We start from the raw sequence: 22,441 nt of genomic DNA, 5'->3' as shown, positions 1-22,441 counted from the left end.
TCAGGCGCACACCAAGTCTTTTCGCGGCTGGCTGATCGGACCTCGTGCGGGACGTCCACGGGGGCGTTTGCGAGCGACGATCGCACCCTGGTTGATGATTTCGCCACCCCACACTCCCCACGGCTCTCGGCGGGCGAGCGCTGTCTCGAGGCAGCGCGCACGCACGGAACATCCGGTGCACAGGGATTTGGCCAGTTCCACGTCTGACGGGTCCTCGGCAAACCACAGGTCGGGGTCCTCACCGTGGCACGGCAGGGCGTCGGCGCCTGCGCGGATGACATTGTCGCCTCGACCTGAGGCGGTCGAAAAGTTTTCGCTCGGCATGAGGGCTCCTGGAGGTTCGATCGAAGAGCGAATGCGATGCGAACTCGGCCGGAAACGACAAAGGGCCACGGTCCGCTGGGCGGTGTCCGTGGCCGAATCGGTGGGTTTGCGGGTTGGAAATCCCGAAGAACCGTCCGCCACGGGGAGGGAATGCTGCGCGCCGGCGCCCTATGCGGGCGCATGTGCGGCGCGCGCATCGACGGGTGCGGCGGCCGCGTGAACATCGATGCGGCGGCCCACGCGTACGCTCACACGACCCCATGTCCGCAATATTCGCACATACATTCGAATAAAAACAGACTCGGGGCTCATCGGTGGGCCGATCACAATTCCGAGGTCCGCTCGGTGTGGTGTATGCCCGGGTGCCCGCGGAGCGCTGGGACGCCGAAGGTGTCAGCTCAGCGGAACGCCGCCCACGCCCCAGTTCTCGCCGGGAACCTCGGTGATCGTCACCCACACCTTGTCCGGATTCTTTCCGGCTGCTTCGGCGTACGCCGAGGTCACCGCTGCGATTACTGCGCGCTTCTGCTCCGGCGTGAGACCTGGTGTCTGGCTGATCTGAATCAAGGGCACAGCGGCGACTCTGCCATACCCGGCACCCGGTCCGCCGGTGCTCGCCCGGCCCGGGCTGCTCGGCGTCCCGACGAATGTCACCCCGGACCTTTCGCATTGATAGAGAATAGTGTTCTCTGTATTGAGAGTCATATATACGTAAACTGAAAGTGGATAGGGGAGCGCATGTTGCTGGATCCGAGTCCGGATCAAGAGTTCTTCCGGGACACCACATCTCGGTTCCTCACCGACCGGGTGCCCGTGGCCGAGATCCGTCGCCTCCGCCACGACCCGGCGGGGTTCGGCGCGGAATACTGGCGAAGCGGTGCCGAGCTCGGCTGGACCAGCCTGCTCGCGGGGGACGCCACAGGTGGTGGGTCGATCGGCGACCACGGCCTCGTCGATCTGACCTTGGTCGCATACGAGTTCGGTACGCATGCGGCTCCGGGCCCGCTGGTCCCCACCAACGTCGTCGCCGACCTCCTGAGCCGGCACGCCGAGGCGCACGGAGATGTTCTGGCTTCACTCGTGGAAGGAACTGCCACCGCTGCATGGTGCTTCGAGGAGCCTCGTGCGGGCGGCAAGGTAGCCTCCGACGGCGTCGAGATCACTGTGGACGGCGACGAGGTCGTCGTGCGCGGAACGAAGCGTCCCGTCGAGGCGGCGGTCTCGGCCGACTTCCTGCTCGTGACCGGACGTACCGGTGACGGCCTCTCACACGTACTCGTGCCGCGTGAGGCCCCCGGTGTGCGGATCGTTCCCCTGAAGTCCATCGACATCACCCGCCGCTACGCCGCCGTCGAGTTCACCGAGGTGCGCCTACCCGCCACCGCGCTCGTCGGTGCCGCGGGCGGCGCCGCAGCCGACACCGAACGTGCGCTGCGAGTCGGCGCCGTGCTGGGCTGCGCAGAATCCGTCGGCGCGCTTCAGGCCGCCTTCGACCTCACGGTGGCATGGGCGTTCGACAGGTACTCGTTCGGTCGCCCCCTGGCCTCCTACCAAGAACTCAAGCACCGGTTCGCCGACATGAAGATGTGGCTCGAGGCCAGCCACGGCATCAGCGACAGCGCCGCGTACGCCGTGGCGACGCAGGCAGCGGACGCGCCGGAACTCGTCTCGGCCGCAAAGGCGTACATCGGTCACTACGGCGGAGAACTTTTCCAGGACTGCATGCAGATCCACGGCGGTATCGGCATCACGTTCGAGCACGATCTGCATCTGTTCGCGCGGCGCGGCGCCGCCAACCGGTCGAACTACGGGACGCCCGCCGAGCATCGCGCCCGCATCGCCGACATCGTCGAATACCAGGAGGCCAACCGATGACCGTCGAGAGTTCGGCGACCGACCGGGACGTGGAATCGCTCGACGATTTCCGTGCCCGCGCCCGCACATGGATCAGCGCCAATCTGCAACGGTCCGACTTCGCGTCCCACATCGGGGTGCTGCGCGAGGAAAGCTCCGACGAGGAAGAACTCGCCGCGGTCCAACGGGAACGCGACCTTCAGCGCGCACTCTTCGATGCCGGTCTCGCAGGAATCTGCGTGCCCCGCGAATACGGCGGGCAGGGGCTCACGCGGCCGTACCAGCAGGTACTCAACGAGGAACTCCGCGGTTACGAATACCCGTCGCGGCTACAGGTGCCCACCTTCGTGCCGTGCACAGCGGTCCTGCTCGAGTTCGGTACCGAAGAGCAGAAGCGGCGCCACATCCCCGCCATCCTCAAGGGCGAGGAACTGTGGATGCAGATGCTGTCCGAACCGAGCGGGGGATCCGATGTCGCGGGCGCGGTGACCACTGCGGTGCGCGACGGCGAAGACTGGATTCTCAACGGCTCGAAGATCTGGACCACCGGGGCATGGTGGTCGGACTGGGCGCTGTGCCTGGTGCGCACCAACTGGGATGTGCCCAAGAACCGCGGCCTGACCGTGTTCATGCTGCCGCTCAAGCAACCGTCCATCGAAGTGCACCGCATCGAAATGCTCAGTGGCTCCAGCGAATTCTGCCAGGAGTACCTCACGGATGTGCGTGTGCCCGACAGCGATCGCATCGGCGAGGTCGACGACGGCTGGACCGTGGGAACGCGGTGGATGTTCCACGAGCGGATGTATCAGAACTCGCCGTACACCACGATTCCGGCGGGTTCGGTGCGCGGCGGATCCCGTATCTCGGAATTGTTCGCGGTCGCCCGCGACGCGGGTCGGCTCGACGACCCGGTCGCACGCGATCTTCTCGGCGAGGCCCGCGCGCTCGAACTGGCCAAACAGGCACTGAACAAACGCGTCGGGCAAGGGATGGCGGCGAGGACGATCTCGGACCAGTCCGCGAGTATCTCCCGGTTGATGTCCGGCGTGGTCGAATCCCGCCTGGTCACCATCGGATACGAGTTCACGGGCGCGGACGGCGCCGCGTGGGACGAGGACGACGGCGCGGTTGCCGAGCGCGGAGTCGACTATTTGCTGCGCCAGGTGTGGTGCATCGCCGGCGGCACCACCGAGATGGCGCGCAACGCGATCAGTGAGCGGGTGCTCGGCATGCCGCGCGAGCGCAGCCACGATCCCAATCTCGCATTCCGCGACGTGCCGAAGGGCCGCGCTGCGGGATAGGCGAGATCAGGCCTTGCCGGTGCCGGAGGCGATCCCCTTGTCGATCTGCTCGACGAGCACCGTGCCGAGGCGGGTGAGTTCACGCACCTGAGAGTCGTCGAGTCCGTCGAACACCAAGCGCTGGACAGTGTCCACGTGCGCGGGGGCGGACTCGACGACTTTCGCGTGCCCGGCGTCGGTGAGCACCGCGTAGGACCCGCGGGCCCCGGTGACCGGTTCGCGCCGCAGCCACCCGCGTTTGCCGAGTCGGGTCACGACATGGGACAGGCGCGAGAGCGACGCGTTGGCCTCGGTGGCGAGCGTGCTCAGCTGCAACCGGCGCCCGGGAGCCTCCGACAGCACGGCGAGCACGAAGTACTCGAAGTGCGTCATGTCCGAGTCGCGCTGCATCTGGGTGTCGAGGGCCGCGGGTAGCCGGGTGATCACCGAGACCAGCACGCGCCACGCCGCCTGCTGGTCCGCATCGAGCCACCTCGGGTCGCTGTTCATTGCCGGTGTCCTCGTTTCCGTAGTCCTGTGTCCAGCCTGTCAAAGCCGTGGTGGGTGTATCCGGCGGGGGAGTCGGTTCGGCAAACCGGCCCGCACGCGCTACGATACTTGAAGCTTCAACTTAAGGAGTTTCATGAGCGAGATGCCTGCCCTCTACCTCAGCCACGGGGCACCGCCCCTGGTCGACAGCGACCTGTGGGTGAAGCAGCTCCGCACCTGGGCCGCGGGTCTGCCGCGCCCGACGGCGATCCTCGTGGTCTCGGCGCACTGGGAATCCGCACCCCTCACGATCGGGTCGACCACCACGGGGACACCACTCGTCTACGACTTCGGTGGCTTCCCACGCCGCTTCTACGAGGTCACCTACGCCTCGCCGGGAGCACCGGACCTCGCGCGCCGGGTCGCGATGCTGATGCCCGACGGGGAGCCCGTCGTACAACAGCCGCACCGGGGCCTCGACCACGGCGCCTACGTGCCGCTGACCGTGATGTATCCCGACGCGGACGTCCCGGTCCTGCAAATATCGCTGCCGAGCCTGGACCCGCAGCGCCTGCTGCTCCTCGGTGAGCGGTTGCGGCCGCTGCGTGACGAAGGAGTGCTCATCGTCGGCTCCGGTTTCACCACCCACGGACTCCCGTTCCTGCGCGACCCGCGGCCCGAAGCCCCGGCGCCGGGGTGGTCCGCGGAGTTCGACCAGTGGACGGGCGAACAACTGGCGCGCGGGGATGTCGACGCACTGCTGGATTTCCGCAACCGCGCACCCGGCATGCCGTACGCGCATCCGACCACCGAGCACTTCGCTCCGCTGTTCGTCACCCTCGGCGCATCCCGCGACCCGGCGCAGCCGCCCGAACAGGTCATCGACGGATTCTGGATGGGACTGGCGAAGCGGTCGATCCAGGTCGCCTGAGACACGTGGCCGTTCCGGAGGCGGCGCACGTCCGGTTGCGGACGACCGCGCCTGCGCCGCCCCGGATGATCCCTGGGATGATGTCCTCATGTCCGGCGAGCCCACCACCATTCCCGCAGCCACCACCGATTCCCCCGCAGGTGGCTGGTCCGATTCGACCACGACGCGAGAGCAGTTCCGGCAACTGGCGCGCGAGCATCGCGTGGTCCCCGTGACCCGCAAGGTGCTCGCCGACGCGGAGACACCGCTCTCGGCGTACCGCAAGCTCGCCGACGACCGTCCCGGCACGTTCCTGCTCGAGTCCGCCGAGAACGGCCGGTCGTGGTCCCGGTGGTCGTTCATCGGCGCGGGCAGCCCCGCGGCGCTGACCGTGGTCGACGGCGAAGCCGCGTGGTACGGGCACGTCCCCGCCGGAACACCCACCGGGGGCAACCCGCTCGACGTGCTCAGGGACACCCTCGAACTGCTCCACACCGACCGTATCCACGGTTTGCCGCCCCTGACGAGCGGCATGGTCGGGTATCTCGGCTACGACACCGTGCGGTATCTCGAAAAGCTGCCGAATCTCTCCGAGAACGACCTCGAGATTCCCGAACTCGTGATGATGCTCGCGACCGATCTCGCCGCCGTGGACCACCACGAAGGCACCATTTGGCTCATCGCCAACGCGGTGAACTGGGACGGGACCGATCAGCGCGCGGACGAGGCCTACGACGACGCGGTCGCGCGCCTCGACCGGATGACGGCCGCGCTCGCCGCACCGGCACCGGCCACCGTCGCGACGTTCTCGCGCCCCGAACCGGCATACCGTCGTCAGCGCACCACCGAGTCGTTCGGCACCGACGTCCGCAAGCTCATCGGCGACATCGAAGCCGGCGAAGCGTTCCAGGTCGTGCTCTCGCAACGTTTCGAAATCGACTGCGACGCTGCGCCCATCGACGTCTACCGCATGCTCCGCGCGTCGAACCCGAGCCCGTACATGTTCCTGCTGCACATTCCGGGACCGGACGGCGACACGGCGTTCTCCATCGTCGGCTCGAGTCCGGAGGCGCTGGTGACCGTCGCGGACGGCACGGCCACCACACATCCGATCGCCGGGACGCGGTGGCGAGGCGCCGACGAGGAAGAGGACACCCTGCTCGAGAAGGATCTCCTGCACGACGAGAAGGAGAACGCCGAGCACCTCATGCTCGTCGACCTCGGGCGCAACGATCTCGGCCGGGTGTGCGCGCCGGGCACCGTGAAGGTGCACGACTACCGGCACATCGAGCGGTACAGCCACGTGATGCATCTCGTGTCCACCGTCACCGGGCGGCTGGCCGAGGGCAAGCGCGCGCTCGACGCCGTCACCGCGTGCTTCCCGGCGGGAACCCTCTCGGGCGCTCCCAAGGTGCGGGCGATGGAATTGATCGAAGAACTCGAACCCACCCGCCGCGGCATCTACGGCGGCATCGTGGGCTATCTCGACTTCACCGGTGACGCAGATACCGCCATCGCGATCAGATCGGCGCTCATCAAGGACAAGGTCGCGTACGTGCAGGCCGGCGCGGGCATCGTCGCCGACTCGGTACCCGACGCGGAGGACACCGAAGCCCGCAACAAGGCGATGTCCGCGCTCGCAGCGGTCGCTGCGGCCGCGACCGTCACCAACTACAGCGGGGACGCGCGGTGACCGCCCCGGACCCGCAGACCGGCGACCATGCCCGCCCGCGCACAGGCGTGAGCAGGCGCCCCACGGTCGTGGCGGCGGGGCTTCTCGCCCTCGGCGCGGCCGCACTGTGGGGTTCGAGCCGGATGACCTGGGTGCGGGCCGAATCGTCGGACGGGCTCGGTGCCGATCGTGTCACCGACCTCGAAGGTGCGAGATGGGCCGCAGCCACCACACCCCTCGCGCTGGCCTTGCTCGCCGCCATCGCCGCGGCGTTCGCGGTCCGGGGACGGGCCCTGCGTGTCGTCGCGGTCGCGGTCGCGGCAGTTGCGGTGGCGGCTGCTGTTCCCGCGGTGCAGCTGCTTGCCGGCGGCGGAGATCCGGAGACGGCGGCCAGGATCGCCGAACTTCCGGGCCGTGCCACGGTCACCGCGGTGACCGTGTCGCCGTTGCCGGCGGTCCTGGCACTGCTGGGCGCGGTCCTGGCGCTCGGCGCCGCGTTCGCACTGTGGCGGACCCCGCGCGAGCAAGCGGGGTTGTCGTCGAAGTACGACAGCCCCGCAGTACGCCGTGACGCGGCGGTGCGACGGGCCGACACCGACGAACCGATGACCGAACGGACGCTGTGGGACGCAATGGATGCGGGGGAGGATCCGACCGTCGACCACGGTGACGAGGGGCACGACGAGGAGGGCCCGTCGGATTCGGGTACCCGGCGATGAGCGCCGTGGGCACGCGCACTAGGCTCTGAGGAAATCCGATGAGCTTAATCACATCGGGATTGACAAGGGTGGGAAAGGACTCGAGCCACGATGACAGTTCTCGACTCGATTCTCGAAGGTGTGCGAGCCGACGTCGCCGCCCGTGAGGCAGTTGTCGACTTCGCTTCCGTCAAGGCCGCCGGTGCTGCCGCGCCCGCGCCGATCGACGCGAAGGCCGCTCTCCGCGAGCCGGGCATCGCAGTGATCGCCGAAGTCAAGCGCGCCAGCCCGTCCAAGGGTGCGCTCGCCGACATCGCCGATCCCGCCGAGCTGGCCAAGGCCTACGAAGCAGGCGGTGCACGCGCGATCAGTGTGCTCACCGAGGAGCGGCGCTTCCACGGCAGCCTCGCCGACCTCGATGCCGTGCGGCGCGCGGTGCGTATCCCGGTGCTCCGCAAGGACTTCGTCGTGGGTCCGTACCAGATCCACGAGGCGCGTGCTCACGGTGCAGACATCGTGCTGCTCATCGTGGCGGCCCTCGAGCAGACCGTGCTGACGGCGTTGATCGACCGCACGGAATCGCTCGGGATGACCGCCCTGGTGGAAGCCCACACCGAGGAAGAAGCCTCCCGCGCGCTCGAGGCCGGCGCGACCGTGATCGGAATCAACGCCCGCAACCTCAAGACTCTCGAGGTCGACAAGAACACCTTCGGCCGCATCGCGCCCGGACTGCCCAGCCACGTCATCAAGATCGCCGAATCGGGTGTGCGGGGACCGGCCGACCTGCTCGCCTACGCCGGAGCAGGAGCCGATGCGGTGCTGGTCGGCGAGGGTCTGGTGACCAGTGGCGACCCGCGTCAGGCCGTCGCCGAACTGGTGACCGTGGGCACACATCCGTCGTGCCCCAAGCCTGCACGCTGAACCGTCGCCGGGGTCGGACCCGGGCACGATCCGCGTCGCCACGTGGGGCAGACTGAAGACGTGACTGCAGACGATTCCGCACTTTTCGCCAAGGGACACGGCCTTCCCTCGATGAGTGACGCCGTATCCACCCCCACCGCCCACGAGCCGGACGTTCGTGGCCACTACGGGGTGTTCGGTGGACGCTACGTCCCCGAGGCGCTCATGGCGGTCATCGAAGAGGTCACCGCCGCGTACGAGAAGGAACGGACCGACCCCGGATTTCTCGCCGAACTCGACCGGCTGCAGCGTGACTACACCGGCCGGCCGTCCCCGGTGTTCGAAGCGACCAGACTGAGCGAGCACGCGGGCGGGGCCCGCATCCTCCTCAAGCGGGAAGATCTGAACCACACCGGTTCCCACAAGATCAACAATGTGCTGGGGCAGGTCCTGCTCGCCAAGCGCATGGGAAAGACCCGCGTCATCGCCGAGACCGGTGCGGGGCAGCACGGCGTCGCCACGGCCACCGCCTGCGCGCTGCTCGGGCTCGAGTGCCGCGTCTACATGGGCGAGGTCGACACCGAGCGCCAAGCCCTCAACGTCGCGCGGATGCGCCTGCTGGGATCCGAGGTCGTCGCCGCCAAGACCGGGTCGCGCACCCTCAAGGACGCGATCAACGAAGCGATGCGCGATTGGGTGACCAACGCCGACAACACGTACTACTGCTTCGGCACCGCGGCCGGACCGCACCCGTTCCCCGCCATGGTGCGCGACTTCCAGCGCATCATCGGACTCGAATCGCGTGTGCAGGTGCGGGCGATGACCGGTCGCCTGCCCGACGCGGTCGTCGCGTGCGTCGGCGGCGGGTCGAATGCCATCGGCATCTTCCATCCGTTCATCGACGATCCGTCGGTCAAGCTGATCGGCTGCGAAGCCGGCGGCGACGGCGTCGACACCGGCCGGCACGCCGCGACCATCGGCGGTGGCACCCACGGCGCACTGCACGGCGCCTACTCGTACCTGCTGCAGGACGAAGACGGACAGACCATCGAATCGCATTCCATTTCGGCAGGTCTGGATTATCCGGGTGTCGGCCCCGAGCATTCGTGGCTCGCCGACATCGGTCGCGCGGAGTACCGGGCGATCACCGACAGCGAGGCGATGGACGCGTTCGGCCTGCTGTGCCGGACCGAAGGCATCATTCCCGCGATCGAATCTGCGCACGCCGTGGCCGGAGCCCTGAAACTCGGACCCGAGCTGGGGGAGGGCGCGATCATCCTCGTGAGCCTGTCCGGCCGGGGCGACAAGGACGTCGACACCGCAGCCAAGTGGTTCGGCTACCTCCCGGACAACGCCAGCGACAGCACCCAAGGAGCCGCGCAGTGAGCGCCCCGCACGAACGCCTCACCCAGATATTCGACACCTGCCGGGCGGAGAACCGCGCCGCGCTCATCGGATATCTCCCCGTCGGCTATCCGACCGTCGAACGCTCGCTCGAAGCCATGACCACCCTGGTCGAGGGCGGGTGCGATCTCATCGAGGTCGGCATCCCGTACAGCGACCCGGTGATGGACGGCACCACCATCCAGGAAGCGGCCTTCGAGGCGATCGCCAACGGCGTCAAGGTGCGCGACGTGTTCCGGGCGATCGAAGCGGTGAACGCCGCCGGCGGCGCAGCGGTCGTCATGACGTACTGGAACCTCGTGATGCGCTACGGCGTCGACAACTTCGCCCGTGACCTCGCCGCTGCCGGCGGACTCGGGATGATCACCCCCGACCTCATTCCCGACGAGGCCGGAGAGTGGATCGCCGCCGCGGAGAAGTACGGCCTCGGCCGGACGTTCCTCGTCGCCCCGTCGTCCACCAACGAGCGCCTCGCCAAGACGCTCGACCAGTGTGTGGGCTTCGTCTACGCGACGTCGACGATGGGTGTCACCGGCGCCCGCGACAAGGTCGACAACCGTGCACCCGAGATCGTCGCCCGGGTGCGCACCCACAGCGACATCCCGGTCGGCGTCGGACTCGGCGTCCGCAACGGCGCGCAGGCAGCCGAGATCGCCGGGTACGCGGACGGCGTGATCGTCGGCTCGGCGCTGGTGACGGCGGCGGCCCAGGGCCGCGACGCGCTGCTCGCCCTGACGCAGGATCTCGCGAGGGGCGTGCGCTCGGCTACCGTGGCCTCGTGACATCGACTGCGTCTGTTCTGGCTTATCTGCCGAGCCCCTCACAGGGCGTCTGGTACGTCGGGCCCCTGGCCCTGCGCGCCTACGCCCTCTGCATCATCGTCGGCATCGTCGTCGCCATCTGGTGGGGCGATCGTCGCTGGGTCGCCCGTGGCGGCAAGCCCGGCACGGTTCTCGACATCGCCGTGTGGGCCGTGCCGTTCGGTCTCATCGGCGGCCGTCTCTACCACGTCCTCACCGACTGGCAGAAATACTTCGGGGAGGGCGCGAACCCTGCGGATGCCCTCAAGATCTGGGAAGGCGGCCTCGGAATCTGGGGGGCCGTCGCGCTCGGCGCCGTCGGAGCCTGGATCGGCTGCCGCCGCCGCGGCATCCCGTTGCCCGCGTTCGGCGACGCGCTGGCACCCGCCATTCTGCTGGCCCAGGCCATCGGGCGACTCGGCAACTGGTTCAACCAGGAACTCTACGGGCGGGAAACGACCGTCGCGTGGGGCCTCGAGATCTACCAGCGCAGCGACGACGCCGGTCGCGTATCGCCGGCATTGATCGACGGCGTCTCCACCGGCGAAGTGGCCTTCGTCGTCCACCCGACCTTCCTGTACGAGTTGCTGTGGAACGTCGCCGTGGTGATTCTGCTGGTGCTGATCGACCGCCGATTCGCCATCGGGCACGGACGCCTGTTCGCGCTGTACGTCGCGGGCTATTGCTCCGGACGGTTCTGGATCGAGCTGATGCGTGCCGATGCGGCCACCGAGATCGCCGGAATCCGCATCAACACCTTCACCTCGGGCATCGTGTTCGTGCTGGCGGTCGCCTACGTGATCTTCGCGCGTAAGGGCCGCGAAGATCCGGCCACGCTCGGCGGCACGCCTGCCGACCCACAGGTCGCGCCCGGCGACAAGGACTCCGCGGCCGAGACGGCCGAGGGCGAATCGACTGCCCCCGAGACGCCCCGCGCAGCGGACGACGACGGGACCGAAGTCGCAGCTAAACTAGATGGTTCACGGCCAGGCAAGAGCAAGGGAGACAACTCGTGACCGCACCGGACCCGGGCGCGTCCGACTCGCGCGACGCCGAACCTGCCAAGCCGGACCTGCGCAAACACTCCGATACCGGGACACCGGGCGGAGACACCGCGCACCACGACGAGCCGACCCGGGATTTCGGCCGGACCTTCGACTACGACGCGACCGCGCAGGCCTCGCTCTCCGAGCAGCAGCCCCCGGCGGAGTCCTTCGGCGGTCACACCGGAACCCCCGGCCCCGGCTGGGATACCTACTCCGGGATCGGCAACGGTCCCGGCTGGGGCACCACGCCGAGTTACCCTCCGCCGGCGGCGCACCAGTCCGACTATCCGCCCCCGAGCGGCTATCCCTACCCCGGTCCGAACCAGGGGCAGGAATCGGCGTCGCCGGGTCCCGTTTACGGCACTCCCGACCCGGGCTATCCGACTTCCGCCCCCGGCTTTCCCGCGCAGGATGTCCCGCAGCCGGGATACGGCACTCCGCCTGCCTACGGACCTCCGCCGGCCTACGGCAGCCCCCAGGGCTACGGCGCGCCCCAGGGATACGGCACCGATCCTTCCGCCCCGTTCGGACGCGACCCCTATACCGGCGAGGCGTACTCGGACAAGTCGAAGGTCACGGCCGGCGTACTCGAAATCCTGCTCGGCGCCTTCGGTGCAGGACGCTTCTACCTCGGCCAGCCCGGCACGGCGGTGGCGCAGATCGCCGTCACATGGTTGACCTGCGGTATCGGGGGGATCTGGCCGCTCATCGACGGCATCTTGATGCTCACCGGCAAGGTGCGCGACGAGCACGGGCGGCCGCTCCGCCCGTAACGGCCGGCACCGACCGGTGACGGGTTCACCCGTGCGGCGAACCTCCGGCCCGGACCGGACGGCCAGGATTGAACCCGACCGCACCGGGTATACGCGGTCCGTGTCGCCCCTCGATCTTTCCAGCCGCACCCGATCCGCAGGACCCCTGCGTTCGGCCGTGTCCGGAGTGTTCCGGGCCGCCTCGGCGCTGCGGGGTGCGCGAGCGTTCCACCCCGAAGGCGCGTTGTTCCGCGGCCACCTGGACGTACGGGTGGACGGCGGGCCCGTGCCTCCGGGGCGCTATGCCGTCACCGGCCGGCTTTCCCGGGGCATCGGGCTGCCCGCCGGCGTTCCCGACATTCTCGGTCTCGCGCTGCGGGTCTCCCTGGAATCGGGTCCCTGGGATCTGCTGCTCGCGACCTCGTATCTCCCGGCGCGGGCGGTACTGCTCCCGGTGCGCGGCTGGGGGAGCGCGCGCTACAGCAGCCTCGCCGCGTACCGCAGATACGGGGACGACCGGGTGCGATGGGTCCTCGCGACGCCCGTGGGACGGCAGCCGAACACCACATCGGCGGACGATCTCCGGCCCGAGGTGGCACCGCTCGTCTTCTCGCTCGGCTGGGCGCCGGCGCGGGGCGCGGCACTCCCGTTCGGGAATGTCACCCTCACCTCGCGACTCGCGGTGGACGATTCCGAGATGACCTCGTTCGACCCGGTGGTGCACTGTCCCCCTACGTTGCGGATGTGGCCCGACTTCGTCGCAGAGATTCGCCGGGACGCGTATCGCGGCAGCCGCGCGGGACGGGCAGCCTCCCTCGATGCGTGAGGTTCTCGACGCGTGAGACCGACGGTGTCCATGTACCCGGTAGATGAGGAGACGACGTGATGGCAGAGAAGAAGAACCGTTCGGACGGCCCCGGCAAGACGACCGGCGAGAGCGCGTCGCACGCCCGCGCACCCAAGGGCGGCCGGCCCGGACCCGCCGACGAAGGCGGGACCGGCGGGATGGCGACCAGGGAGAATGCACCCGAAATAGCAGAGGACCAGAAGGACTGACACACCGGGCTGCCGCTCCGGGTGCGCGCGTGCGGGTTACGGACTCCGATGGTGGGCGCGCACCATGGGGGCTAGGCTCGAGGCGTGACCCGACGTACCAAGATCGTATGCACAATGGGCCCGGCTACCTCGGACCCCGACGTCCTCCGGGAACTCGTCGACGCCGGCATGGATGTGGCGCGGCTGAATTTCAGCCACGGAGATCACGCCGATCACGAGGTCCAGTACAACCACGTTCGTGCCGCCGCCGAGTCGTCCGGCAAGGCCGTCGGCGTGCTCGCCGACCTCCAGGGACCCAAGATTCGTCTGGGCCGATTCGCCGACGGCCCCACCGTCTGGAACAACGGTGAACTCGTCCGCATCACCGTCGACGACGTCGAAGGCACCCACGACCGCGTCTCGACCACGTACAAGGAACTCGCGCAGGACGCGGTCGCCGGTGACCGGTTGCTCGTCGACGACGGCAAGGTCGGCCTCGTGGTCGAATCCGTCGAAGGAAACGACGTGGTCTGCCGCGTGACCGAGGGCGGCCCGGTCAGCAACAACAAGGGCGTCTCGCTGCCCGGTATGAACGTCTCCGTTCCGGCGCTGTCCGAAAAGGACATCGCCGACCTCGAATTCGCGCTGCAGCTCGGTGTCGACTTCATCGCTCTGTCGTTCGTGCGTTCCCCGGCCGACATCGAACTCGTGCACGAGATCATGGATCGTGTCGGCCGGCGTGTCCCGGTCATCGCCAAGCTCGAGAAGCCCGAAGCGATCGAGAACCTCGAAGCGGTCGTGCTGGCATTCGACGCGGTGATGGTCGCTCGCGGCGACCTCGGTGTGGAACTGCCGCTCGAAGAGGTCCCGCTGGTGCAGAAGCGCGCGATCCAGATCGCCCGGGAGAACGCCAAGCCCGTGATCGTCGCGACGCAGATGCTCGAGTCGATGATCGAGAATTCCCGCCCGACCCGCGCGGAGGCATCCGACGTCGCGAACGCCGTACTCGACGGCGCCGACGCCGTCATGCTGTCCGGCGAGACCTCGGTGGGCAAGTTCCCGATCGAGACCGTCAAGACGATGGCGCGCATCATCGCGGCCGTCGAATCGGATTCGACCGACGTTCCCGCGCTGACCCACGTGCCCCGCACGAAACGCGGCGTGATCTCGTATGCGGCCCGCGACATCGGCGAGCGGCTCGATGCGAGCGCACTCGTCGCGTTCACGCAATCGGGCGACACGGTGCGCCGACTCGCGCGGCTGCACACAAGGCTCCCGCTGCTCGCCTTCACGCCCGCGCCGAGTATTCGCAATCAGCTGGCACTGACGTGGGGCACCGAAACGTTCTCCGTGCCGCCGGTGGACACCACCGACCAGATGGTCGAGCAGGTCGACGCGGCGCTGCTCTCGCTCGGGCGTTACCAGCGTGGCGATCTCGTGGTGATCGTCGCAGGTGCCCCTCCGGGACGGACGGGTTCGACCAACCTGATCCACGTACACCGGCTGGGGGAGAAGGACACCCGGTGACGGGTGTCGACACGTCGGATCTCCACGTCCTCCTCGGACTGTTCGATCTCGAGCAGACCGGGGAGGACGTGTTCCGCGGCGAACATCCCCCGCAGGTCGGTGCCCGGACGTTCGGAGGGCAGCTCGTCGCGCAGGCGCTCGTCGCGGCGGGACGCACGGTCGGAGACCGGCCGGTACACGCGATCAACGCGCACTTCATCCGGGGTGGAAACGTCAAGGCGCCCATCGAGTACCGGGTCGCGCGGCACCGTGACGGTCGTGACTTCGCGAACCGGATGGTGACCGCCTACCAGGACGGGCAGGAACTGTTCGTCATGCTCGCGGCGTTCCAGCGCTGGGGGAAGGGACTCGAGCATTCCGTCGGGGTTCCGGAAGTTCCTCTGCCGGAAACACTTCCATCCATCGGGGAGCGGTTGCAGGGGTTCGAGGCACAGTTGCCGTACTTCGCGGGGGCACTCAAGCCCATCGACATGCGGTACGCGAACGACCCCGCATGGGTGCTGCGGGGCACCGGCGAGAAGCTCAACCACAACCGTGTCTGGATGCGTCCCGACGGTGAGATGCCCGGCGATGCGCTGCTGCACGCGGCGACTCTGGCCTACAGTTCCGACACCACGGTCCTCGACTCGATTCTGACCACGCACGGATTGTCGTGGGGTCTCGACCGGATCGTCGCGGCCACCGTCAATCATTCGATCTGGTTCCACCGCCCGCTCCGATTCGACGACTGGCATCTCTACGCCACCGAGTCGCCGGTCGCGGCCGGGTCGCGCGGGATGGCGACGGGCCGGTACTTCGACCTCGACGGGCAACTCGTCGCGACGGTTGTGCAGGAAGGTCTGGTGCGGCACTTCCCGTCCCGCCGCTGAGCGACGCTCACGCGCGGTCGCCGGAATCGCCGGTCATCCGCTCGAGCGCCGCCGACAACCGTCGCAGCGCCGACACGGCCTCCTCGAAGTCGTCGCAGCCCATCTCGTCGCACAGACGGCGCGCGGCCGTCGCGTGCGCGGGGTCGATCTGTGCGACCGCCTCGAGACCCGCCGGCGTCGCGGCGACCAGCTTCGCGCGGCGATGCGCCGGGTTCGGCCGGTATTCCGCGAGCCCCTGCTCGACGAGCAGATCCGCGATGCGCTGCACGCTCTGGCGGGTGATGCCCATCTCGCGTGCGATCCCCGCGACCGGCAGCGGCGTGGTGAGTACGGCGCCGAGTACCTGCCAGCGCGAGACGGTCAGGCCTGCGGGTGCGGCGAGGGTGTCCGCGAGGTCCAGGAACTGGCCGTTGAGGCGGAACGATGTCAACGCGGCGGCGCTGAGCAGTTTCGGAATCGAGGTTTCGGTCGTGCTCATCCCTCGTGTGCCGTCAGTTCGTAGTATCCCGACGGGTCGTGCTCGCCGTAGAGCTTGTACCAGGCGGTGAGCACCTCGGGTGTGTACAGATCGAGACGCTCGAAGATGGCGCGGGCGAACTCGACCGGCGCTATCCCGCTCGCGGTGAGGAGGTCCCGGTCGGTGACGGCCAGGTCGTCGCGATAGAGGTGCGCGCCGCCGTATCCGACGCTCTCCAAGAATTCCCTCGCATTGCTCGTGTGGGCGTGGTCGTCGAGCAGCCCCGCCCGCGCGAGTCCGCCGGTCGCTCCGCACATCGCGGCGACCGGGACGCCCGCGTCGAGGAACTCTCTCGCTTTGTCGGTGAACGGAGTGAACGCCTCGGTGGGCCAGATGTTGTTGCCGGCGAGCACGAGCATTGCGGAGGAGGGCGGATCCACCTCGTCGAGTGTGACGTCCGGCACGATGCGGAGGCCGCCCATGGTGGTGACCGGGTCGCGTCCGGTCGAGACGGTGCGGACGCTGTAGCGCCCCGGCTGACGTTGGAAGTCGGGATCTGCGATGCCCGACATCGCGTATCCGATCTCCCAGTCGGCGAGCGTGTCGTACACGGCGAAGTACACGATGCCATCCATGACAGTATGCTGTCTGCATGACAGCGTGCTGTCAATGGTGTGCCGCCGATGGACGATTTGCCCGACCGCCGCGTCGACGATTAGCCTCGTATCGACCACTCGGTGGTTTTGCTGTCGTCTAGGGTCGAGCCCGACCCATCGGAGGGGACATGTTCGGCATGAATCGAGCACAGGACATGCACACACGTGCGGGCGTCGCCGCCCCGTCGTGTTGTTGCGCCTGCCGCTGATACCCCCGACCGGGGCATAGGTCCCCCTCGGGAGCCGTGCCCGAAATCCGTCCCCCGAACCGTGCGCCGTTGGCCTCGTCACCCGAGCCCGCGACGGTTCGAAAGGATCCTCCGCATGTCCGATTCGACGGCACTTCCCGTCATCGATCTCGCCGACTTCGATGCACCTGAAACACGCGATGCTGCGCTCGACCGTCTTCGCACCGTCACGCACGAGATCGGCTTCTTCCACCTCGCCGGCCACGGAATCGATCCCGCGGCGGCCGATCGCCTGATTGCTGCCTCCCGCGAGTTCTTCGCGCTTCCCGACGCCGCCAAACTCGAGGTCGAGAACAGCCACTCACCACACTTCCGCGGTTACACCCGGGTCGGCGGTGAGCGCACCCAGGGCCACGTCGACTGGCGCGAACAACTCGACATCGGGCCGGAACGCGACGCCGTCGCCGAGTTCGATCCGGCGCGTCCCTGGGGGGTGCTCCACGGACCGAACCTGTGGCCCGCGCAGGTTCCGCAGTTGCGCCCGGCAGCAGTGGAGTGGATGGACCGACTCCAGGTGGTCGGTCTCCGCTTGCTGCGCGCCTGGGCCGAATCCCTGGGGGCCCCCGCAGATTTCTTCGACGAGGCCTTCGCCCACCCGGACCCGTTGCTCAAGATCGTGCGCTATCCCGGCCACGATCGATCGGTGACCGACCAGGGAGTGGGCAGCCACAAGGATGTCGGCGCGCTGACCCTTCTGTACCCCGAGCCCGGGAGCACCGGCTTTCAGGTGCAGCGCGACGGCGCATGGTTCGAGGTCGATCCGCTCCCGGGGCACCTCCTCGTCAACATCGGCGAACTGCTCGAGGTGGCCACCGGCGGATATCTCACGGCGACCGTCCACCGCGTCGAACCGCCGTCAACAGGAACGGATCGGGTGTCCCTGCCGTTCTTCCTCAATCCCGCACTCGACAAAGCGCTGCCCACCCTCCCGCTGCCGGATCATCTGGCGGCCGCGGCGCGGGGCGTGGGACACGACGCGCACGGCGGAGCGCTGCACGCGGTGTACGGACTGAACGCGCTCAAATCCCGGTTGCGTGCTCATCCCAATGTCACCGATCGGTACCACGCGGAGTTGCTCCGCTCGTTCGAACTCGGCCGATGACCTCGTCGTCGCCTGCCGCCCCCGCACCGCCGGATTCGTCCGGCCCGACCACACGTCCGCCGTAGCCTGAGAGCCGACCCGTCCGGACTGCGTGATCCCGCGTCGTCCGGGGCGCTCCCACAGTTCCACCCTGCCGACCACCGGCAGTTCCACAACGGAAGGTAGTACCCGATGTTCCTGCGTCGTACCGTCGTCGCGACCACCGCTTTCACCCTCGCCCTCGGCCTGGCAGCCTGCTCGTCGTCCGGAGGAGACGAGAACACCCTGCGGATCTCGGCCTCGTCCACGCCGCACGTAGAGATCCTCGATCACCTCGTGAGCACCGGTGCGCTCGGCGACTACCAGCTCGACATCCTCGACATCACCGGCGAGGTCGATCCCAACGAGTTGCTCGAAGCCGGTGACGTGGACGCGAACTTCTTCCAGCACGAGCCGTACCTGATCGACTGGCAGAAGCAGAACGGTGTCGACGATCTCGTCGCTGTTGCAGACGTGCACCTCGAGCCGCTGAGCCTGTACTCCAACAAGATCGGGTCGCTCGACGAGTTGAAGGACGGCGACACCATCGCGGTGCCGCGTGACACCACCAACTACGCCCGCGCGCTGTACCTGCTCGAATCGGCCGGGCTGATCGAGATGGACGTGCCGTTCGACCAGGCAGATCTGTCGGTGGTCACCGAATCGAACATCACCGCGAATCCGAAGAACCTGAAGTTCCTGGCGATCGAGCGGCCCCAGCTCGCGCGTCAGCTCGACGACGCGCAGGTCACCGCCGCCGTCATCAACTCCAACTACGCCCTCGAGGCCGGACTCACCCCGGCCGAGGACGGCATCGTCACCGAGCAGGTCGACGGCAACCCCTTCTCCAACCTGCTCGTCGTGCGCGCCGAGAACGAGAACGACCCCGCGGTGGTCGCACTCGCGGACGCTCTCGAGTCGCCGGAAACCGCTGCGTGGATCGAGGAGACCTACTCGGGTTCCGTCGTTCCGGTCCAGCCCACGAACTGATGATCGTCGTCGACAATCTCGTCAAGACCTTCCCCGGCGCCGGCGGCGCCGGGGAGGTCGCGGCGTTGCGAGGGGTTTCTCTCGACATCCCGGACGGAGAGATCTTCGGCATCGTGGGTCCGTCCGGATCGGGTAAATCCACTCTTCTCCGGTGCCTGAACCTCCTCGAAAAGCCCACGTCGGGTCGCATCCTTCTCGGCGGGGACGACCTGTCGACTCTCTCCGGGGCCGAACTGCGCTCCGCCCGGCGCCGGATCGGCACCGTCTTCCAGCAGTTCAACCTGCTGCACTCGCGCACCGTCCTCCGCAACATCGAGTTGCCACTCGAACTCGCCGGCTTGGGCAAGGACGAGCGGCGCGCCCGCGCGGCGTCGCTGATCGACCTCGTCGGCCTGTCCGGCAAGGAGAAGAGCTACCCGTCCCAGTTGTCGGGCGGCCAGCAGCAACGCGTCGGCATCGCGCGCGCGCTCGCCGCAGAACCCGAGGTGCTGCTGTGCGACGAAGCGACCAGCGCCCTCGACCCCGACACCACCGAGCAGGTTCTCGACCTCGTCGCCGAGGTGAACCGCACCCTGGGCGTGACGGTTGTGGTGATCACCCACGAACTCGGGGTGCTACGCAGAATCTGCACGTCGGCGGCGCGACTCGAAGCCGGCCGGATCGTGGAGACCGGGCGCATCACCGACCTCGTCGCCTCGCCCGACTCTGCGCTCGGTGCCGCGATGCTGCCGGTCGGTAACGACCCCTCTCTGGGGTCGAGCGCCGACACCGCAGTGGTCACGGCGATCGGAGACGCGGCGCACGGGCCGTGGCTGTCCCAGATGATCCGGGCTGCGGACGCCGATATCGCCGTCGTCGGCGGGCGCGTCGAGCAGGTGGGCGACGTGACCGTCGGCCGGATGCGTTTGCGATTCACGACGGACACCGACCACGCCCGGGTCGAACGATTCGTGGACCAGCACCCGCACCTGACCCTGTCGTGGGGCGCGGGGACCGAACTGGAGGGACTCACCGAATGAGGTCACATCCGCGATGAACAAGCTCACGTGGTACGACTCCTTGCCCGAAGTGTGGGAGGCGACCCTCGAAACGCTGTACATGGTCACGGTGTCGTTCGTGCTCACGGTGATCGGGGGAGTGCTGGCGGGCATCGTCCTGCAGGTCACCTCCCCGTCGGGCCTCCTGCCGCGGCGGACACTCAATACGGTGCTCGGTGTGATCGTGAACCTGTTCCGGTCGTTGCCGTTCCTGATCCTGCTCATCGCGCTGATCGGAGTCACCCGGGCGATCGTCGGTACAGCGATCGGCCCGACGGCGGCGATCGTCCCGCTCACCATCGGGGCCATCCCGTTCTTCGCGCGGATCGTCGAATCCGCGCTGCGGGAGGTGCCGCGCGGCCGGGTCGAAGCAGCCCAGGCGATGGGAGCGTCGACCGGGCAGATCGTGCGGAAGGTTCTCCTGCCCGAAGCCGTCTCGCCTCTCGTGGCCGGCGCGACGCTCACCCTGGTCCTTCTCGTCGGGTACTCCGCCATGGCCGGTGTCATCGGCGGCGGCGGACTCGGCGACTTCGCGATCGTGTACGGCTACCAGCGGTTCAACACGCCGGTGCTTCTGGTTGCCGTGGTCGTGCTGATCGTGATGGTGCAGATCATGCAATCGGTCGGCGACGGCATCATCCGGGCCTACGCGCACCGGCGGTGATCGTCGACAGATACAGGCCGGTGACGAGCCACTAATCGATTGCGAGATGTATGTCACAGTTGATAGTATTTCCGTAACCAAACCCGCTCTCTTCGAGCGGAAGGGAAGCAGAACGCCGAATCCGTTGACAGCGGAGGTGCACACCGTCGTACCGAGAAGGGCATCGGTCGGCAGGGGTGCGGACGTGGGGGCGTCCGGCAACTGTTCTCCAGGGAGGGAACGGAGAGATCGTGATGGCTGCACACCGTCGAAAGGCATCCGAGAACGCGCCGTCGTCGCAGCGGAGGATGCTCGCCATACTTGTTCTTTCCGGCATGCTCACCATCGGCTTCGTCGCTGCCGCACTCACCGGTTCGTACTCGGTGGGGCTGATCTCGTCGCTGCTCATCGGAGCGTGCATCATCGTGGCGCACCTGATGATCGCGCCCGGCGCGATCATCGGACGGGGGACTGTCCATGGTCCCGCTCGGCACGAAATCGCACCTCCGCCACGAGTATTCGAGATCCGTCACGGCTGATGAGTGCCTCCGTATCCGGAGCGCGTCCGCAACACGCGGGGCGCTCCGGATCGTTCTGCACGGTGACGGTCACGACCGGTGTGGCACGGGCGCCGCCGGGGACGGGCACCGGACGAACCGAAAGGGACAGATCCGCTCCAGGAGTTTGGGCGCGTTGTGCGGTGGTACGACACCGCTACTGCACGCACTGTGCGCCGACCTCCTGAAAGGTGAAACCCTTGTTCCGTCACACAGATCACCTCCAGTTCGACGTCAAACCCGAGAAGCCGGACCCCGTCTACGCCCGCAAACTCCAAGAACTCATCGGCGGCGCATACGGCGAAATGACCGTCACCATGCAGTACCTGTTCCAGGGATGGAACTGCCGGATGCCCGGCAAGTACAAAGACATGATCATGGACGTCGCCACCGAAGAAATCGGCCACGTCGAAATGATCGCCACCATGGTCGCCCGGCTCCTCGAAGGCGCACCGGCCACCGAATCGACCAAGAACGCCGCCGCCGACCCCGTCGTCGCGGCCGTGCTCGGCGGGATGGACCCGCAACAGGCCATCGTCTCCGGCGGCGGACCGACGCTGTCGGACAGCAACGGTGTGCCCTGGAACGGACGGTTCATCGTCGCGAGCGGCAACCTGCTCGCCGACTTCCGGGCCAACGTCGCTGCCGAAGCGCAGGGCCGGGTACAAACCGCACGTTTGTATCACATGACCGACGATCCGGGTGTCAAGGACATGCTCGAGTTCAACCTGGCGCGCGATACGTACCACCAGAATCTGTGGCTCGCGGCGATCGAGGAACTGCAGGCCGACGGGATCGAGCCGTCCCCGATCGCACCGAACGCGTTGTTCGACGAGGAGCATTCCGAACATGCCACGAGCCTGTGGCATCTGTCGGACGGTGTCGCGTCGGATCAGGGCCGGTGGGCGCACGGTACCGGTCCCGACGGGTCGACGCCGATGTCGTTCCTGGCCGATCCGGTTCCGCTCGGTGATGTGGCCAGTGCGCCGCCGCCGGATCCGAAGCTGTATGCGACCTATGACGGGTCGCAGGGTGAGCCGCGTTCGGCTGCGCTGGGCACGGAGAAGGGGCTGATGGGCAAGATGAAGGACGCAGTCAACACCGAACCCTGAGTAGGCGAGGGAGACGGTCGCCGGTGCCCGGCGGCCACGGACACCACGGAGTGGTTCGGGT

General features: G+C 67.9%; 25 protein-coding genes. 20 read left to right on the top strand and 5 right to left on the bottom strand.

What is annotated here, in order from left to right; genetic code table 11:
• Nucleotides 1-324 carry a WhiB family transcriptional regulator gene (locus HF877_RS04950; RefSeq protein WP_169620070.1) on the bottom strand — a complete coding sequence of 108 codons (324 nt, stop codon included), beginning with the start codon at nt 322-324 and terminating at the stop codon, nt 1-3.
• A 393-nt stretch (nt 325-717) separates the two neighbouring features.
• Nucleotides 718-1,029: a 4-oxalocrotonate tautomerase family protein gene (locus tag HF877_RS21490; protein ID WP_169620069.1), complete on the bottom strand. Its 312-nt coding sequence runs from the start codon at nt 1,027-1,029 to the stop codon at nt 718-720.
• A 33-nt stretch (nt 1,030-1,062) separates the two neighbouring features.
• Here HF877_RS21490 and HF877_RS04940 point away from each other — a divergent pair, with 33 nt between their 5' ends.
• Entirely contained in the window at nt 1,063-2,199 is a 1,137-nt protein-coding gene (locus HF877_RS04940; RefSeq protein WP_169620068.1) for an acyl-CoA dehydrogenase family protein, read from the top strand.
• Nucleotides 2,196-3,479, top strand: a complete 1,284-nt coding sequence (locus tag HF877_RS04935) for an acyl-CoA dehydrogenase family protein (protein ID WP_169620067.1) — start codon at nt 2,196-2,198, stop codon at nt 3,477-3,479. The genes HF877_RS04940 and HF877_RS04935 overlap by 4 nt, the downstream gene beginning before the upstream one ends.
• A 6-nt stretch (nt 3,480-3,485) precedes the next feature.
• Here HF877_RS04935 and HF877_RS04930 read toward each other — a convergent pair whose 3' ends face one another.
• Nucleotides 3,486-3,968, bottom strand: a complete 483-nt coding sequence (locus HF877_RS04930; RefSeq protein WP_169620066.1) for a MarR family transcriptional regulator — start codon at nt 3,966-3,968, stop codon at nt 3,486-3,488.
• 142 nt (nt 3,969-4,110) lie between these two features.
• Here HF877_RS04930 and HF877_RS04925 point away from each other — a divergent pair, with 142 nt between their 5' ends.
• From HF877_RS04925 to HF877_RS04870, 12 genes are all read left to right on the top strand, one after another.
• A complete protein-coding gene (locus HF877_RS04925; RefSeq protein WP_169620371.1) occupies nt 4,111-4,878 on the top strand; it encodes a class III extradiol ring-cleavage dioxygenase in 768 nt (255 codons plus the stop codon).
• Between the two features lie 88 nt (nt 4,879-4,966).
• Entirely contained in the window at nt 4,967-6,550 is a 1,584-nt protein-coding gene (locus tag HF877_RS04920) for an anthranilate synthase component I (RefSeq protein WP_169620065.1), read from the top strand.
• A gap of 47 nt (nt 6,551-6,597) precedes the next feature.
• The gene (locus HF877_RS04915) at nt 6,598-7,248 is read left to right on the top strand and encodes a TIGR02234 family membrane protein (protein WP_346765078.1); all 651 of its coding nucleotides are present in this window, start codon (nt 6,598-6,600) and stop codon (nt 7,246-7,248) included.
• A 90-nt stretch (nt 7,249-7,338) separates the two neighbouring features.
• Entirely contained in the window at nt 7,339-8,148 is an 810-nt protein-coding gene (trpC, locus tag HF877_RS04910; protein ID WP_169620063.1) for an indole-3-glycerol phosphate synthase TrpC, read from the top strand.
• A gap of 111 nt (nt 8,149-8,259) precedes the next feature.
• On the top strand, nt 8,260-9,513 hold the full coding sequence (trpB, locus tag HF877_RS04905) for a tryptophan synthase subunit beta (RefSeq protein ID WP_169620370.1): 1,254 nt from the start codon (nt 8,260-8,262) through the stop codon (nt 9,511-9,513).
• Nucleotides 9,510-10,313: a tryptophan synthase subunit alpha gene (gene trpA, locus HF877_RS04900; RefSeq protein WP_169620062.1), complete on the top strand. Its 804-nt coding sequence runs from the start codon at nt 9,510-9,512 to the stop codon at nt 10,311-10,313. Before trpB ends, trpA begins: the two co-directional genes overlap by 4 nt.
• The gene (gene lgt / locus HF877_RS04895) at nt 10,310-11,347 is read left to right on the top strand and encodes a prolipoprotein diacylglyceryl transferase (RefSeq protein ID WP_169620061.1); all 1,038 of its coding nucleotides are present in this window, start codon (nt 10,310-10,312) and stop codon (nt 11,345-11,347) included. The genes trpA and lgt overlap by 4 nt, the downstream gene beginning before the upstream one ends.
• Nucleotides 11,344-12,150 (top strand): TM2 domain-containing protein, encoded by an 807-nt coding sequence (locus HF877_RS04890; RefSeq protein ID WP_346765063.1) that lies wholly within the window; start codon nt 11,344-11,346, stop codon nt 12,148-12,150. The genes lgt and HF877_RS04890 overlap by 4 nt, the downstream gene beginning before the upstream one ends.
• Before the next feature lie 100 nt (nt 12,151-12,250).
• Nucleotides 12,251-12,955 (top strand): phosphodiesterase, encoded by a 705-nt coding sequence (locus tag HF877_RS04885; RefSeq protein WP_346765062.1) that lies wholly within the window; start codon nt 12,251-12,253, stop codon nt 12,953-12,955.
• 59 nt (nt 12,956-13,014) lie between these two features.
• Nucleotides 13,015-13,185 carry a hypothetical protein gene (locus HF877_RS04880; protein WP_169620014.1) on the top strand — a complete coding sequence of 57 codons (171 nt, stop codon included), beginning with the start codon at nt 13,015-13,017 and terminating at the stop codon, nt 13,183-13,185.
• Nucleotides 13,186-13,269: 84 nt separating this feature from the next.
• Nucleotides 13,270-14,691, top strand: coding sequence for a pyruvate kinase (pyk, locus tag HF877_RS04875; protein WP_169620060.1), 1,422 nt, complete (start codon nt 13,270-13,272; stop codon nt 14,689-14,691).
• Nucleotides 14,688-15,560, top strand: a complete 873-nt coding sequence (locus HF877_RS04870; RefSeq protein ID WP_169620059.1) for an acyl-CoA thioesterase II — start codon at nt 14,688-14,690, stop codon at nt 15,558-15,560. Before pyk ends, HF877_RS04870 begins: the two co-directional genes overlap by 4 nt.
• A gap of 7 nt (nt 15,561-15,567) precedes the next feature.
• Here the strand turns inward: HF877_RS04870 and HF877_RS04865 are convergent, their stop codons facing one another.
• Nucleotides 15,568-16,038, bottom strand: a complete 471-nt coding sequence (locus tag HF877_RS04865; protein WP_169620058.1) for a MarR family transcriptional regulator — start codon at nt 16,036-16,038, stop codon at nt 15,568-15,570.
• Entirely contained in the window at nt 16,035-16,652 is a 618-nt protein-coding gene (locus HF877_RS04860; RefSeq protein ID WP_169620057.1) for a DJ-1/PfpI family protein, read from the bottom strand. Before HF877_RS04860 ends, HF877_RS04865 begins: the two co-directional genes overlap by 4 nt.
• 345 nt (nt 16,653-16,997) lie before the next feature.
• Here HF877_RS04860 and HF877_RS04855 point away from each other — a divergent pair, with 345 nt between their 5' ends.
• The 6 genes from HF877_RS04855 (at nt 16,998) to HF877_RS04830 (ending at nt 22,380) form a co-directional block, all read left to right on the top strand.
• Nucleotides 16,998-18,023: an isopenicillin N synthase family oxygenase gene (locus tag HF877_RS04855; RefSeq protein WP_169620056.1), complete on the top strand. Its 1,026-nt coding sequence runs from the start codon at nt 16,998-17,000 to the stop codon at nt 18,021-18,023.
• Between the two features lie 171 nt (nt 18,024-18,194).
• The gene (locus HF877_RS04850) at nt 18,195-19,031 is read left to right on the top strand and encodes a MetQ/NlpA family ABC transporter substrate-binding protein (RefSeq protein WP_169620055.1); all 837 of its coding nucleotides are present in this window, start codon (nt 18,195-18,197) and stop codon (nt 19,029-19,031) included.
• Nucleotides 18,977-20,050 carry a methionine ABC transporter ATP-binding protein gene (locus tag HF877_RS04845; protein WP_346765061.1) on the top strand — a complete coding sequence of 358 codons (1,074 nt, stop codon included), beginning with the start codon at nt 18,977-18,979 and terminating at the stop codon, nt 20,048-20,050. Before HF877_RS04850 ends, HF877_RS04845 begins: the two co-directional genes overlap by 55 nt.
• Nucleotides 20,051-20,063: 13 nt before the next feature.
• Nucleotides 20,064-20,732 carry a methionine ABC transporter permease gene (locus HF877_RS04840; RefSeq protein WP_169620054.1) on the top strand — a complete coding sequence of 223 codons (669 nt, stop codon included), beginning with the start codon at nt 20,064-20,066 and terminating at the stop codon, nt 20,730-20,732.
• A 233-nt stretch (nt 20,733-20,965) separates the two neighbouring features.
• On the top strand, nt 20,966-21,250 hold the full coding sequence (locus HF877_RS04835; protein ID WP_169620053.1) for a hypothetical protein: 285 nt from the start codon (nt 20,966-20,968) through the stop codon (nt 21,248-21,250).
• Nucleotides 21,251-21,468: 218 nt separating this feature from the next.
• The gene (locus HF877_RS04830; protein ID WP_169620052.1) at nt 21,469-22,380 is read left to right on the top strand and encodes a manganese catalase family protein; all 912 of its coding nucleotides are present in this window, start codon (nt 21,469-21,471) and stop codon (nt 22,378-22,380) included.
• Nucleotides 22,381-22,441: the final 61 nt, after the last annotated feature.

The organism is Rhodococcus sp. BL-253-APC-6A1W (genome assembly GCF_012843405.1).
Lineage (GTDB): Bacteria > Actinomycetota > Actinomycetes > Mycobacteriales > Mycobacteriaceae > Rhodococcus.
Note: the sequence above shows the minus strand (reverse complement) of the source record. Positions and strands in the feature narration are given on the sequence as shown.

Coding starts and splice junctions, on each gene's coding strand:
- HF877_RS04950 (WP_169620070.1), bottom strand. CDS start 324: ATGCCGAGCGAAAACTTTTCGACCGCCTCAGGTCGAGGCGACAATGTC.
- HF877_RS21490 (WP_169620069.1), bottom strand. CDS start 1,029: ATGACTCTCAATACAGAGAACACTATTCTCTATCAATGCGAAAGGTCC.
- HF877_RS04940 (WP_169620068.1), top strand. CDS start 1,063: ATGTTGCTGGATCCGAGTCCGGATCAAGAGTTCTTCCGGGACACCACA.
- HF877_RS04935 (WP_169620067.1), top strand. CDS start 2,196: ATGACCGTCGAGAGTTCGGCGACCGACCGGGACGTGGAATCGCTCGAC.
- HF877_RS04930 (WP_169620066.1), bottom strand. CDS start 3,968: ATGAACAGCGACCCGAGGTGGCTCGATGCGGACCAGCAGGCGGCGTGG.
- HF877_RS04925 (WP_169620371.1), top strand. CDS start 4,111: ATGCCTGCCCTCTACCTCAGCCACGGGGCACCGCCCCTGGTCGACAGC.
- HF877_RS04920 (WP_169620065.1), top strand. CDS start 4,967: ATGTCCGGCGAGCCCACCACCATTCCCGCAGCCACCACCGATTCCCCC.
- trpC (WP_169620063.1), top strand. CDS start 7,339: ATGACAGTTCTCGACTCGATTCTCGAAGGTGTGCGAGCCGACGTCGCC.
- trpB (WP_169620370.1), top strand. CDS start 8,260: ATGAGTGACGCCGTATCCACCCCCACCGCCCACGAGCCGGACGTTCGT.
- HF877_RS04880 (WP_169620014.1), top strand. CDS start 13,015: ATGGCAGAGAAGAAGAACCGTTCGGACGGCCCCGGCAAGACGACCGGC.
- HF877_RS04865 (WP_169620058.1), bottom strand. CDS start 16,038: ATGAGCACGACCGAAACCTCGATTCCGAAACTGCTCAGCGCCGCCGCG.
- HF877_RS04860 (WP_169620057.1), bottom strand. CDS start 16,652: ATGGATGGCATCGTGTACTTCGCCGTGTACGACACGCTCGCCGACTGG.
- HF877_RS04855 (WP_169620056.1), top strand. CDS start 16,998: ATGTCCGATTCGACGGCACTTCCCGTCATCGATCTCGCCGACTTCGAT.
- HF877_RS04850 (WP_169620055.1), top strand. CDS start 18,195: ATGTTCCTGCGTCGTACCGTCGTCGCGACCACCGCTTTCACCCTCGCC.
- HF877_RS04840 (WP_169620054.1), top strand. CDS start 20,064: ATGAACAAGCTCACGTGGTACGACTCCTTGCCCGAAGTGTGGGAGGCG.
- HF877_RS04835 (WP_169620053.1), top strand. CDS start 20,966: ATGGCTGCACACCGTCGAAAGGCATCCGAGAACGCGCCGTCGTCGCAG.